This is a genomic window from Rhodococcus sp. MH15, assembly GCF_019266045.1.
Classification (GTDB): Bacteria; Actinomycetota; Actinomycetes; order Mycobacteriales; family Mycobacteriaceae; genus Rhodococcus_F; species Rhodococcus_F qingshengii.
This window is the reverse complement of the sequence record NZ_LPNP01000037.1, coordinates 1-12,983: the sequence shown is the minus strand read 5'-3', so window position 1 is coordinate 12,983 and position 12,983 is coordinate 1. Positions and strand designations below refer to the sequence as shown.

General features: G+C 61.1%; 17 protein-coding genes. 2 read left to right on the top strand and 15 right to left on the bottom strand.

The genetic code is table 11. The annotated features are described in order from the left end of the window. Window positions 1-44 precede the first annotated feature (44 nt). The 8 genes from ATN37_RS32215 to ATN37_RS00580 all read right to left on the bottom strand — a co-directional run bounded on the left by ATN37_RS32215 (window position 45) and on the right by ATN37_RS00580 (window position 5,629). A complete protein-coding gene (locus tag ATN37_RS32215; protein ID WP_256933073.1) occupies window positions 45-374 on the bottom strand; it encodes a hypothetical protein in 330 nt (109 codons plus the stop codon). After that, window positions 374-664 (bottom strand): hypothetical protein, encoded by a 291-nt coding sequence (locus tag ATN37_RS00610; RefSeq protein WP_064445016.1) that lies wholly within the window; start codon window positions 662-664, stop codon window positions 374-376. Before ATN37_RS00610 ends, ATN37_RS32215 begins: the two co-directional genes overlap by 1 nt. 323 nt (window positions 665-987) lie before the next feature. After that, window positions 988-1,155 carry a hypothetical protein gene (locus tag ATN37_RS00605; protein WP_156423061.1) on the bottom strand — a complete coding sequence of 56 codons (168 nt, stop codon included), beginning with the start codon at window positions 1,153-1,155 and terminating at the stop codon, window positions 988-990. Then, window positions 1,152-2,051, bottom strand: a complete 900-nt coding sequence (locus ATN37_RS00600) for a hypothetical protein (RefSeq protein WP_125053226.1) — start codon at window positions 2,049-2,051, stop codon at window positions 1,152-1,154. Before ATN37_RS00600 ends, ATN37_RS00605 begins: the two co-directional genes overlap by 4 nt. Continuing rightward, window positions 2,051-3,097, bottom strand: a complete 1,047-nt coding sequence (locus ATN37_RS00595; protein WP_064445014.1) for a hypothetical protein — start codon at window positions 3,095-3,097, stop codon at window positions 2,051-2,053. The genes ATN37_RS00600 and ATN37_RS00595 overlap by 1 nt, the downstream gene beginning before the upstream one ends. A gap of 1 nt (window position 3,098) precedes the next feature. Further along, entirely contained in the window at window positions 3,099-4,040 is a 942-nt protein-coding gene (locus tag ATN37_RS00590) for an alpha/beta fold hydrolase (RefSeq protein ID WP_125053228.1), read from the bottom strand. Then, window positions 4,037-4,576 (bottom strand): hypothetical protein, encoded by a 540-nt coding sequence (locus tag ATN37_RS00585; protein ID WP_238592780.1) that lies wholly within the window; start codon window positions 4,574-4,576, stop codon window positions 4,037-4,039. Before ATN37_RS00585 ends, ATN37_RS00590 begins: the two co-directional genes overlap by 4 nt. Window positions 4,577-4,858: 282 nt before the next feature. After that, a complete protein-coding gene (locus ATN37_RS00580; RefSeq protein WP_164490671.1) occupies window positions 4,859-5,629 on the bottom strand; it encodes a HEPN domain-containing protein in 771 nt (256 codons plus the stop codon). A 409-nt stretch (window positions 5,630-6,038) separates the two neighbouring features. Here ATN37_RS00580 and ATN37_RS00575 point away from each other — a divergent pair, with 409 nt between their 5' ends. Next, window positions 6,039-6,713 (top strand): DUF6338 family protein, encoded by a 675-nt coding sequence (locus ATN37_RS00575; RefSeq protein ID WP_064445009.1) that lies wholly within the window; start codon window positions 6,039-6,041, stop codon window positions 6,711-6,713. A 135-nt stretch (window positions 6,714-6,848) separates the two neighbouring features. On the opposite strand, the gene ATN37_RS00570 is transcribed toward ATN37_RS00575, so the two are convergent. The 3 genes from ATN37_RS00570 to ATN37_RS00560 form a co-directional block, all read right to left on the bottom strand. Then, a complete protein-coding gene (locus ATN37_RS00570) occupies window positions 6,849-7,373 on the bottom strand; it encodes a hypothetical protein (RefSeq protein ID WP_241199216.1) in 525 nt (174 codons plus the stop codon). A gap of 464 nt (window positions 7,374-7,837) precedes the next feature. Next, window positions 7,838-8,569: a hypothetical protein gene (locus ATN37_RS00565; RefSeq protein ID WP_238592781.1), complete on the bottom strand. Its 732-nt coding sequence runs from the start codon at window positions 8,567-8,569 to the stop codon at window positions 7,838-7,840. A gap of 90 nt (window positions 8,570-8,659) precedes the next feature. Further along, a complete protein-coding gene (locus ATN37_RS00560; RefSeq protein ID WP_164490672.1) occupies window positions 8,660-9,559 on the bottom strand; it encodes a hypothetical protein in 900 nt (299 codons plus the stop codon). A 268-nt stretch (window positions 9,560-9,827) separates the two neighbouring features. On the opposite strand from ATN37_RS00560, the gene ATN37_RS00555 reads away from it, so the two are divergent. Continuing rightward, on the top strand, window positions 9,828-10,433 hold the full coding sequence (locus ATN37_RS00555) for a hypothetical protein (RefSeq protein WP_125053236.1): 606 nt from the start codon (window positions 9,828-9,830) through the stop codon (window positions 10,431-10,433). A gap of 31 nt (window positions 10,434-10,464) precedes the next feature. Here ATN37_RS00555 and ATN37_RS00550 read toward each other — a convergent pair whose 3' ends face one another. The 4 genes from ATN37_RS00550 to ATN37_RS00535 all read right to left on the bottom strand — a co-directional run bounded on the left by ATN37_RS00550 (window position 10,465) and on the right by ATN37_RS00535 (window position 12,939). Further along, entirely contained in the window at window positions 10,465-10,767 is a 303-nt protein-coding gene (locus ATN37_RS00550; RefSeq protein ID WP_064445006.1) for a hypothetical protein, read from the bottom strand. Further along, the gene (locus tag ATN37_RS00545) at window positions 10,768-11,394 is read right to left on the bottom strand and encodes a hypothetical protein (RefSeq protein WP_241199217.1); all 627 of its coding nucleotides are present in this window, start codon (window positions 11,392-11,394) and stop codon (window positions 10,768-10,770) included. It abuts the gene before it with no gap. Window positions 11,395-11,655: 261 nt separating this feature from the next. Then, the gene (locus tag ATN37_RS00540) at window positions 11,656-12,393 is read right to left on the bottom strand and encodes a hypothetical protein (protein WP_256933072.1); all 738 of its coding nucleotides are present in this window, start codon (window positions 12,391-12,393) and stop codon (window positions 11,656-11,658) included. 135 nt (window positions 12,394-12,528) lie between these two features. Beyond that, window positions 12,529-12,939 (bottom strand): CPBP family intramembrane glutamic endopeptidase, encoded by a 411-nt coding sequence (locus ATN37_RS00535; protein ID WP_256933074.1) that lies wholly within the window; start codon window positions 12,937-12,939, stop codon window positions 12,529-12,531. Between the last annotated feature and the right edge of the window lie 44 nt (window positions 12,940-12,983).

The following is a 12,983-nucleotide window of genomic DNA, read 5'->3' as shown; positions in this document are numbered from 1 at the left end:
GGCCACCACAAGCCCCGACAGATCTCTCGAACTTTCCCCTTCGCTCATGTCCGCAAGCTACCGACCCACATCGACCCCACCCCTTCAGACCTGCACCATTCGGCATTTAGTTCAGTCAACGGGGCTTCTCCTGTGCCGCAACCTCTTTCGTAACCAGGGATGTTCGGCAACTTGTCGACGACAGTCACCGATCCGAGCAATTCGTCGAGGCGAGGTGTCGACTCGTCGGCCAGTTGTGCGACCACGAGAGGTGCAGCAGGTGCACTCGTCTCCATTCCCGTCCAGGGGCCGCCCTGAGCAACCGCCGCGCACCCCGAGACCGCGGCCATAAGCCCCGCTGCGGCAACACACGTAGCGACCTTGCGCCTCATCATCATTTCGCCTCTGCTGACGGCCACATCAATTCGGCGGCGTTAGGTGCGACGGACGAAAGGCTGACTCTGCGGGAGAAATTCGAGGCCACCTCGCTCGGATCCGCAGCAGGAGCAAACGCGGGGTATTCGTCGAGCATCACAATCAGTCGTCCACTGTCTTCGTCACCTTGAGTTTCGGAGCTGCCCTGCTCGTCCTTTTCGGCCGCGTTTCGTGCTGCGGTGGCAGCTTCCCTGGCTCGTGCGGCGAGCGTGGCGACAGTTGTATCGGGGGGTTCGATCGGCGTGGTCATGGTTCTCCCTTTCCTGGCGAGCCGATGCGGTGCGTCCGGCATCGCCGCACGCTAACTCCGGACCTGGACTGGATGACGCCGTGCACGCACCTCCGTACAGAACCTGCAGCTCAGGCTCCTTTCATTTCGTCGTCAGCCCGGGAAATTCAGCCGGCGCTCTGGTACACAAGTTTCAAGAGCCTGCCCCGATTCGGCACCGGCGAATGGCAGGACTGGCCGAGTTGGTCGATCGCGTGGGGTAGTGTCGGCGGCACTGAGAATGCACCGGGTGAGTCGGGGGCACACCATGTGGTGGCCTCCGACTTTTCTTTTGTGTGCGCCCTTCAGTTCTCTTGCGCGCCGATATCGCGGACTGCGTCACCGGCTGTGTCGGGGCCAGCTTCTTCCGCTCGGCGGGTGTCTACGACTCGGAACTGTGCCGGGATCCCGAGAATGTCAGGATGAAATGTCAGGTCCGGCCGGCGACGGCGCGACGTCTGGTCTTTGCTCATCGTTGTTCTCTTTCGGGTCTGTGGTCAGTCAGTTGCACGATCAGGCGTTCGCCAGGTTGTTGTCCAGGTCGCTCGTACGGCGCGAAATGTGCACCCACCACGTCCAATTGGATTCCTCTCGGAAGCAAATGATGTGAGTTGTTCATCCGTGAAGACTGCCCGTAGTACATTCCCCGTTCTGTCGAGATCTCGAAGACGACATCTGTCGGGCGAGTGGTGGAATCGAGCTCGTGTAAGGAGTGCGTCGCTGCAGTGAACCGGTCGAAGGACAGCACCGTGCCGGGTTGAAGCGTGGCAGGCAAGTCCGCCGGGTTGACCACAGCATTGGGAACGCTGACGGAGGTGTAGACGAGATGTCCGCGGCCGGATTCACGTTCGTACCTCTGGATGGCGCGGTCGATACGTTGCACCTGCTTACGCCGGTTGTCGTCGAGTTCAACGGCATCGCCGGCAACCGCAGAAAGCGCGTTGTTCGTTTCCTTCCAAGTGTTCGGGTCCGACGTCAATGCCGACAGGGCGTTGTACTGCGCCTGCGGCATCGAATCGAGCACCTGCCGTTTGGTGGCAGAGCGTGCGTTTTTCTGCCGCGCGGACAGCGAGCGACGCAGTTCGATCGCGGCCGGCAGTTCTCGGCGCAACCTGTGGTTCTCGATCGGTGCCGGCGTCGGGCGTGGATAGGCCCGGTTGAGATCTCGACTTGCACGGGTGAGGCCGGGCAAGTTCTCTGTCGCATGGTCGAGTTCGCGTGCTCCGCTGCGAATGTCGCCGCGAGTGTTATACGCGTGTTCCGAGATCAAGGCACCTTCTTTGCGGGTGGCGATGTCGCTCTCTCCCCGATCTGGGTCGAAGACGCCGTTACCGCGGTCCGGACTGATCCTGTCGTGACTTCTCCCCATCAGTCCCGCTCCTCGAATTCGGAGAGCTCTCCGCGTAGCTCCGCCAACGCGGACTCTCGTGCGCGCCGAAGGTCTGTGAGGTCGATCGCCAACTGACCTATCGCCGAAGCTGCCAAATCATCGCCGGCCGAGTTGACCAGAAGGCCCTCGATGGCCTGGTCCCCGTCGTGAATCCTGTCGAGAGATTCACCGGCAGCGATCGATTCCTGCAGCTCGAGCAGATGGCGACGATAGCTCCACAACGCAGCTACACGTGTGAGCAGCGAACGCTCGACCCGCTCGAGCCATCGGCTGCTCACCAGGTGAGCTTCCCTCGCTGAGAGGGCTTGCGGGCTGCTACCCGCCGCCGGGGTTCCCAAAGTTGCTCGCACTGTGGCGAGTTCACCGGCATGCGCGAGAATTTCGGCCAGTTGCTCGTCGAGATTCAGGCGTATGCGGCCTATGTCGAGATCCTCACTGGCCCATACAGGGACGGTGCGGATCTCGTCGACGAGTGCCGATGCCGCCAACGCCAACCGCAGCTCGACATGCGCTCCGCCCGCTGAGATCAACGTCTGCAGAGCTGTCACAGCGACGCCGATCTCGGTTTTGTCCTCCTCACTCAGACGGAGTGGATCGCGGCGGGTCCACCACCACAACCCCACCGCCTCTATCCCTGCGGCGAGACCAATGCAGACAAGTAATGCGACGAATGGGTTAGCCGGCGCAGTCACGCCCGCAAGAACCGGGACAAGTCCGATCAGAACCGGCGCGAGAAGAGCGAGCGGAATCTTCACCTCCTCACCGCCGGCGGTGCGACCGGTATGTACCGTCGTGCGCCACACATCGCGCCGAGGGTAGTAGTCGAGCGACGAATTTCCTTCCCATCCAGGCTCGTCAGCACTCCACGTCTGCTCACGCCTGAGCCCGACGATCTCCGCCACGCGCTCGCTGAGCATCTGCTCCCACAACCGGTCGAGCGCGCACAAGAATTCTTCGCTCTCTGGATCCACGTCGATGTCGGCGATCATGGACCGCACTGCGGTTACTGCACTATCTACGCTCACGTCACGCTCCGACCAGATCCGTTGTAGGTGAATGCTCCCGGTGATAGGTCTGCGCACGGACAAGCAGCCGATCGAGCGCTTCTCCGACGACCTGTGGCTGTTCCAGACCCACCATGTGGCGGCCACCGGCGACGGCAACGAGTTCGGCGTTCGGCAAAAGCGCGGCCAGCTGCTGTGAATGCAGGATCGGAGTGACCCGATCTCTGGTTCCGCACATGATCGATACCGGGATTCGCCCGAGCGCTCCCACCGCGGCAGACGCGTCGTAGAGACGCAGGTCCCGCAAGAATGCCGCCACCGTCGCAATCGGTGTCGAGTGGACCATCTCGTACGACGTCGCTGCGGCTCGGAGGCCCGAGCCGGGAGCCATGGGACAGGTCGCGCCGATGACGGGCGTCAGCAGCCGTCGCGAGAGACTCCAGCTGCGCCCCACCAACCTTGGTGCATGCGCGCACGCACCGCCGAGCAGTGAGACTGCCGGGGTATTCAACGCGCGCCCGATGCCGGCGCCAGCGACGTTGCTCAGGGCTGTCGAGATCAACCCCACCCCGACCACACGAGATGTCGAATCGGCGTGTTGTGCGAGGTACGACAACACCGCCATACCTCCCATCGAATGACCTACGAGGACAACGGGTCCGGTGGGCGCTACCGCACCAATGATTTCCTCGACGTCGCGCCCGAGCTGGCTGATCGTGTAGGTGCCGGCATCGGCACCCCCTGAGCCACCGTGACCTCGGTGATCGAAGAACACCAACCTCGCCCGCTCGCCCCACTGCCTACTCACAGAGCGTTGCTGAGGCTCCCAAGCACCGCCGTGTAGGCAGAAGCCGTGCACGAAGACCACCGTCAGCGGCGCCGTTCGGGATCCGACCTCGCGGACCGCGAGTCTGGTTCCGTCCGCGACAACCAGCGTCCGCGAGCGGCCCTCCTCGCGGTTCACAGCGGCCCGCCCAAAGTCCTGGTGAACTGTCTGCAGCCGGGGCTTTCACCGCTGTATCGCAATGTGCGGCACCCCGGATGTTCCCACGTCGGAGTATTCGGCTCTCTCACCTCGAAGCCCAACTCGCGCCCGAACTGCACCCGTTCCGGAAGGTCCTCCGTCGAGCCGTACAAGCGACCGTTGCCTGCCGTGTCGTCGGTGAGCTCGGCGATCAACCGCTCGATCAGCGCGGCCCGGACAGTGGTCGCGTCGGGAACATCCGGGTTGACGACGAGAGCTTCGACGATGCGGGTTTGTGCAGCAAGCCGCTCACAACCCTCCGGAGACCAACCTGCTTCACGCGCGGTACGAACCAGCCCATGAGGCGCTGATGCCAGCGCGTACCCGAGCTGCCGATATTCCGACGATGCGACAATGCCCACCGTTCCTGCGCCCCCAAGCCCCGCGGGAACGTCGGTGCCCGGCGACCAGTGCCGGTGGAGCCGGCGCATCTTCTTCGCTTCCGTCGGATGAATACGAACAATCTCGACAGTCATCAGGTTCACTCCTCGTCGTCCAAACGGCATGTGGGAGGACCATAGGTTCGAACCTGGACAGGACAGCGCCAACCACCGCGCTGTCCCTTTCCGAACCGTCCTTCTTTCAAGCCCGGTCTAGTGGGAAAGCGCGCTCGACGGGTTGGCTGTCGAAAGGAATCGGTCCGAGATGGCGGATCCCTCGGCCGGGCCGTCGGTGAGCAGTTCTAATGAACTCGCCCACAGGCGAGGGGGAATCCTCGTCTCTGAACGAAGCCTCGCACGACATGAAGAGGAGTTATATCAATCTATTTCGGCAGGATCGAGATCCTCCGCAAGCGTGTAACGCGCGGTAGGCGAATTTGGGCCGAATCGAGCCTCCGAGCTGTCGATCATCTGTTGAACCAGAGTGCACATCTTCTTGAAGCGTCCAGGTTTGAGTCTGGGCGTTTCAGCTCCGTAACGGACAGTTTTGCGCTTGGAAGCCAAGTCAGCAACGAGGTCAGCGTGTTCCTTGGGACTGTTTTCATGGTCCGTCCATTGCTTGAGCCACGCGCGCCTTTCTTGGTGACTTTGGGTGGTGTTTCCTTCTAGAAGCATTAGGGCCTGAACGGTCAATTCCGCTGCCGAGTGCAGATTGTCGAGCGCCACCGAAAGGTGGGCTTCGCTGGCGATCGCGACATCGAGGAACTGCTGCGCTTTGACGAGAAGACCTTGGGCACGGGGTTTGTACCGGCGGAAGTCGAAGTGCAGAACGAAACCTTCCTCGACTCGCAGATAGCAAACCCACCCACTGTCGGGATGGACGGCTTGTTCTTGAGGTCTGATGTTGACGATGTGAGTCTCTACCTCGTCGCGGTCGCAAATAACGTCTACGTATGCTTCCTCGCCCAGCCGAACAATCGCATCTGGTTGGCCCGGTTGGATTTCCACGAGGAATCGGTCGATCGAAGTGGGGTCTGTGTCGAGATCGCGCTTTTTGAGTTCGGGCGCAATGAAGCTGTCCAACATGCTCTTGAGGACGTTCTGGCTGAACTGTCTGCGCTGCGCAACCAAGTCGGGAGTCTCTGACATTCGCACCACATTAGACACAACACAGGACAGTCCTTGCCCTCTCGGAACTTCGACCTGCCGCGAAGAAACAATTCCCTGCCCACGCGACATCCGACTCCACATCGGCGGTCGCCGTCTGTGTCGGCCTTGTGGTGCACACTGAAACTCACAGCGACCGGTAAAGACGCCGGTACGCGAGCGATTGGACACAATCCATGACTGACCAAGAGAAGACATCGTCTCCCGATTTCACTTCCAAACCCGAACCACTCTCGACCGCCGACCAATCAGGTGCCGATTACGTCGAAAAGTCCCTCGATTCGTTGCCTGTGCCCGCTGCAGAGGTAACCGTTCAGCAGCAGGAAACGCCAGAGGACGGGACGCCCCGTCGGCCACTGTCGGACATTGTGGGCGATTTTGACGACTACTCATGACGCTTAACACGTGGTTCAGCATCCTGGCGTTCTTTGTATTCGCGGCGCCAGGCTTGCTGTACGACCAGCTCACCGCGAGAAAGGCTGTTCGGCGCCGGGAATCAACATTCACCGAAATCGGTCGAATCGCTTTGGTCTCAACCGTGTGCAGTGCCGTGGCCTTCGTCGTATTGCTTGCGCTCGCTGGGCTGGCCAGGTGCGTCAACTGGCATCCGATGCCAGACTTGTCCGCCATGATTCGAGGTGGAAGTAGCTACATCACAGGACACATTATCGCCGTTTCCATCGCCGCGGTGCTGGGTCTGACAGTGTCGATGTTGGCCGCGTGGGGCGCGTTCGCGTACGTCAACCGGAAGAACCCGGCCAAGATTACGTACACCTCTGCCTGGGCGAAGTTGATGCGCGAAGAACTACCGTCGCCGACGACGGCTGTCCATGTTCGGGCCACATTGGAGAGCGGAGCCATTTGGTACGGGAGAGTGGGCGCCTTCTCCCCGGATATGGAAGTCGCTGACCGTGAGATCGTGCTCTGCCCACCGCTCTCCGTGCAGAATCCTCGCGGGGAGTTGAGCGATTTGCCAGCGCAGTGGCAGCGGGTGGTACTCCGAGGATCGGAGATCGCCAGCTTGGCAGTCCACTACGAAAATCCGCCTGCCGCCAGTAACGGGTAGTCAAGAGAACACGAGAATGGGGCTGTACCCGCACGGGATGCAGCCCCATTTTGTTCTGCTTGGTCGACACCGCGTTCAGTCTCCGGGTCGGGTGCGAAATGCTGTTCATTCGGGCTCCGCCAAATCCGTTCGCAGTCAGTGTTGCAACGCCCGTTGATCAAACTGCGCCAGCGTGTTGCTGAACGTATACGGCAACGACGCCTTTGCTTGGATGATCATTCCGAACGTGTCCCGGTGTGGTCTCGCAATGCCTTCCTCGTCAGCGAGCATCCAGTGGGGGCCAAGCGAACCCGTAAACTTGGACATCTCCAAGTGCGCATCCTCCAGCCCCAATATCTGCAGTTTCAACGTCGCAGAAACACATGCGTAGTAGCGATTGTCGCGGTCACGGTAGGCATCAGAGTCCCGCTCCATGGTCGGGTTATCACTCGACACCAACTCAGCAGCCCGGTTCATAGCCTCCAGTGCGGACAAGAGAGCTTCAGTGACCTGCTGTCGGCGCTGAACTGCGCGATCCTCACCGAGTGTGGCCTGATGCAACGCTCTGTCGGATCGGGCCTTCACGAAGATCCCCAAGAACGCGATGCTCGCCGCACCCAATGCGATCGCCGCCGCGATGATCGTTGCCTGCCCCTGCGTCAGACCTTCTCCGAGCGCCATGATCAACACGCTGCTTTTTCTACCCTTCACAAAGTCTGTCGCGGGACCCATTCAACTGAATCGAGGAACAGGGATGTTACGTCCTACCAACGGCCACACGCCCTCAGCGGTCCGGCCGAGTGGAATCTCGGTGCTGACGATATCGGCTACCGAATAGGCGATACGCCCACATCGGCGGCATTGGCCGGGCAACTGCTGAAATCGGATCATGGCCCAATGTTCGTCGCAGAGTAAGTAGTCCACGGGGGCGTTGCCATGACAACAGTCTTTGACGACCGCTGCCCACCGCGCTGCGCGCACGAAACCGACAGGATCATCGGCAAAGTACTGCGGGTGCTCGGCGCAGAACTCACACGGAAGTTCGGTGTGAACGATGCCTGACTTCACGTCCCTAGCTCTCTCGTCCATCCTCTTCCTCTCCTCCACTTCCCCATTCGATATTCATCCCGGTTCAAGACGACTTACTACCGCCGGATGCTTCTGACTCGATAGAGATGCCACGTTGCGCGCTCGGCCAATTCACACACTGTCGCGTGTTCGAGGACATGCGGCGCCGGCAACGCGTCCTGCCCAGTCTTGGTCAGTCTGGCTGCGTACCGCTCGAAGAACGCGACCAACACACGGGCACGCACCACCGGCATCCGCAGCCCGATCGGGCCCGACGACTTGCCCGCCACGCGTTCGAAGTGCGCGACCAGCCCGCGAATGTCCCGATCAGGGACAGGGACGTCAAGAAGTGCACCGAATCTCCCGACCTCACGCACATTCTCGACATGCGCCGGCGTCATGTCGCCGCTGTGAGCTCGTCGTACCAACTCCGTCAGAACCTTGATCCCTTCCGGAGAAGTAGGCATCCGGTGAACGTCGACGGTGATCCCGGTGGCTGCTTGAACAGCATGAAATTCATCCAATGCGGCAAGTCTTTCGTCATCGCGCTCCGGAGTGTCTTCCGCATCGAGATCCGCAGCGAGGCGTGTTGCGCATCCGTGTGCGGTCATCACGTAGAACTGTCCCAAACTGACCGACTCGACTGTCGTGCTTCCGATGGCGTTGTCAGTGCGCATGTCCTCCTCCAGCTCACGGATCATCGTCGACACCACATGCAGACGCCGCACACCGGCCGATCCCGGAGCATCCGATGCCGGCAGAGTGCGTTCGGCGACCTGGTGAACGTGATCGAGTAACTCATCCACCATTTCCACCCGGTTCGGCGAGTGAAAACGATTCCGCCGGCGCCAGCGCATTGTCCAGTTCCTCTCCTCGGTACGGCCGCATTTGCGTCAGATTCACAACATCCACCAGCCCGCGGGCAAGGCAATAGCGAGTGCTGTGCCGACAACGAGGTACGGAGCGAACCCGAACTCCACACCCCGGACCTTTCTGCCTCCGAACACCTTGGCTACCGCCACCCCTATTACCGCCAGGATATTCGGCAGCAGCACTGCCGAAGCCACGTTCATCCAACCGACCCATCCGACAGCTGCAGTGAGAATGAAGCTCAACCTCACATCCGCCAAACCGGGGTGACCGCGCGTAATGATCGCGAATACCAGGTAACTGGCGAATATCGCGGCGCCGGCCACCACAGCACGAAGACCCGCGGCAGGGTCCTGATCGATCACCACTGCCATCGCGCCGAGCAGCAGACCCGCCGCGGTGACTGCACGGATCAACGGCAAGGGGAACCGCAAGGTGAAGTGGTCAATCCACGCGGCCCAGACAGACAAAGCCGCCACCGTGAGCCATGCCGGCAAGATCGCGTCGCCTCCGGCGGCCATCACCGCCCCGAACCACAATCCTGCTGTTGCCACTGCCGGGACGATTGGGCGACTGGTCGGCCTCACGGGAATCTGCACGAGTGCACACAAACTTGCCATCATCGGACGCACCGCCACGCTCACCACCGCCCCAGCCAGAGCAGCCAACGCGGCGACCGACCACAGACCAGCCTGCTCGTGACGACCGAACGCCCAGCGAGCAGCGATCCACACCGCCACACTCACAGCAATGACACCCAGGATCGGCAGATACGTCGAGAGAGGGGGTTTCCGCCTTCCTGCGTCGGCGGCGGTGACAAGCCCCGGTCGATGACCAGGGCCGGACGCTGTGGGCTCGGCCTCCTCCGCGGAGAGAGAAGTCGAAGCACCGTCGGCAGTATTCTCCGACTCCACATTCGATTCGGCCATCTCAGAAAAGCTCCTTCAGCGCGTCCATCACCCGTGGTCACAGGCAGAACCCGACCCTAACCGCTCTACCGGACAGCGCGGGCTTCCGAACTCATCGGTTAGCCGCTGGGGCGTGCGCTGTCCATGCCATGGACTATCACTGACCGCACATCTCAGATGCCTGAAAACCCGCTCGCGCTGCTCTCGAACGACGATGTTCCCGCATCGTGACCGGACTCGCCGCCGCCAAAACCACTCGAAAACTCACCAGTAGAGGCAACATCACCCTATGAACGCCCCCATCGGAAAAGCTGCCCACCACCGCGCTCGACTCCAGCCGGCACGTTCCTCCCGTCCAGCATTGATCGTTCACACCTTCAGCGAATACACCCACCACATCCGCAGCGGCGCCAAACGACTGATCATCGACGCCGACCCTGACCTGTGGTTCGACCTCGGCCATGTCCCGCACGGAGTCGATGTGAAGATCATCGGTCAATCGTGTGCCGGAATCAGCGGAGGATCCATCGCTGCCGCCGGTCGATGCTTCCTACAGGCCTCCCACCGCGCCCGTGTCACCGCCTACGAATTCGCGCACGTCGAAGCATTCGATGGCGTCACCATCGAAGCACGCGGGAAAAGCCACATTGTCGGTACCGATCACGCCAAGATTCGCGCCGAAGATCAGGCTGTCGTCTTCGCCCACTCCCAGTGCCACGTCCAAGCGGCCGGCCACACTCTCGTCGCAGCGACAGACACTTCCTCTGTCTCCATCAACGGCGACGCACACGTCCGCGCCAGCGCCGGAGTGCACATCATCGGAGTTCCTCAGTCGAAGAATCTGAGCATCGAACCGCGCCCGATCAGTCGACTGGCCAACCAGCTCAACATGTAAGGCCCCGCAAGCGGCAGTTAATCGCAGAGCCTCAGCCAGCCGACGACCGATACACCGTGAGATCAATCGACTCCTGATCGCGGAAACTCGACGCCAACAATTCCACCGCCGGCACAATCACTTCACTCTCGATCTTCCACACCACCGACGTCGTCCACCCCACCAACCCGCCAGGCCCCGGCGTCGCTTCACCGAACAAACCTTCCAAGGCGTCCCGCCGGTAACCGAAGATATCCACCAGGTCATCAGCGGTGTACCAGTACTGCCGCAACGGATCCGGGTCATCGGCGTGCAGAGCGCTGCCTTCGCTGATTCGACATGGTTCAGTACTCATCTACATGCCCTCTCTGTGGTGCGGTCCGCCCTGCGCCGTCTTCACGTCGACAATCCGCACGTGTGCATAATCCGGGTTCTCCACAACGTATTTCGAACGCTCGATGCGCCAACGAGCGACAAGCATCTCCAGCTCCTGAACCTCCCGTGGATCCTCGAGATACTCACACGCGAAGTCGAGCCACGGCACATAATGCCGCAGGCTTTGACCGATCCGTCCGGACTGGCCACCGATCACGCTCTCGAGCACGATCAGTTGTCGCTCGTCCTTCATTCGTCGGCGCAACGCTTTCTGATTCACTTCGACCAGCGCGAGCTCCGCCGCAGCCACCGACTCGCCTACCCCATCGACGCGGGAGCCCATCTCGTTGCGATGGACGACCGCATCGACGAACTCGCGACAGACCGACGCTTCAGCCCCTTCCGGGAGCATCGCCATAAGGGCAAAGCCGCGTTCCTCAAGGAGCTCGAAACCGTGTCGATTACCTCGGCCATACCAACAACTCATGACCAGCGACCGCTCCCACGCCAACGCCAAGCGCCTCTCGAGAAAGGGAAGCGCCCGGGCGGCCGCCACGAACTGAAAATCACACTTCCCAGCGATCTCACGCGCCGATTCCCAGTCCACACTTCCTGCAGGAGAACTCATCTCACGTACAGCGCGCATTCGCCCACGAAGATCCGCAGCCGCGGCGGCGGTGTCTACTCTTACCGCGTACTTGTTGGATCGAGAGCGCAAGAACCAGAGGGTCATGCGGCTGAGCCTAATCTCCGCATCTCCAAGCAGGGGTGCAGTAGCATCGTCAGCGGCGCATTGCTGGCGTAGTGTGCTCCGGCTCACCGCATCGATGTCCATCGTCGATGCGGTGAGCCACCTTCAAAGAATGGCTCAGACGCGAACGGCTCCATCGCCGACAACCCGTTGATCCTGTTGGCGACTCCGCATTCGTTCCGCGTGCCGATTCTGCCACCGCGCGTGTTTGACCTTGAACCGCTCGTCGAATTCCTCCCACAGCGGCAAAGCCTCTGTCTTCCTCGCGGCGAGAACATCGACGGGTTCCGGTCCGGACGCAAGCGCTGGAACCACATCGCCGACTTTGAGGCGATCGACGAGCTCCGAGAACAACCACGCCGGGCAACCCTCCCCCCGAAGCGCGTCGACTGCGTCTGGTTCGTCGTCGATCCAGGCAACTATCGGGCTCGTCTCTGCGTAGTGGTTTTCCCATCGCCACCAATGCCGTCGTTTGACATCGAGCGCCCGCCGCACAGTTCCGTCCACCCACAAGCTCCGTGATTCGATGTGACCGGGCGGCAACGACTTCGCCCGGATCCACCGATCAGATGTCCGATTGAACTGGTCCAAGCGGGTTGTGCTGTATGCAATGGTGAAACCTGCACTGTCGAGCGCCCGAACCAACTTTCCGCCTGCGCGGTTCAGGGAAGCTTCACCGAAATGGGTATGAAACCGCTTCCAATCTCGATCGGCGTATGACGGCGCGGCGATCAACCCCTCGAAATTGTGCATATCCGCAACGACGCCATCGATGTCGACAACGACAGTCGGCCCCGGGCGGGGAGCATCCAGCCACGGTTTCGGACGATCAAGAAAGCTTCGATTCTCCGTCATATCCCCAACGATATGGGCAGAGACAGACATTGAGCACGGTCCCGCGACCCACCCGTACGAATCCTCCGATGCATCTAGTTGGCAAAAGGCCCTGTTCACGCACTCGAACAGGGCCTTCTTTGATGCTTCTGGCCTTTAAGGCTCACCGGTCAACACAACTGACCGCGATTGCCGATCGCCCACGTTTACCCCACCCTCAGTGCCCAAACGAGAACCGCGCGACCTCTCGATCTCTGCGATGTAGACAACAGCAAAGCCGACCACTACGACCGCGACGGCCACGACCAACCATCGCTGTCCCATCCAACCCGCCGCCACGCCAAGATTGAAAATACTGTGAGGCACAACTAATCCCAAGAGCGATCGATAACGGTAGTACGCGAAAACAGCAAACCCGCCCCACAACATCGCCCCGACTGCCAACTCCCACCCCTGATATACGTGTAAGGCTCCACGAAGAATCGCTGAAATGAATCGCCCTGGGTTCGGTGGAGACTTCTGGCCTTGGAAACGAGGATGGAAGCATGCCGAATGAACGGGTGTCAGGGAGGCCGACGATGCGGCGGTATTCGCCGGAGGAGAAGGCCGGT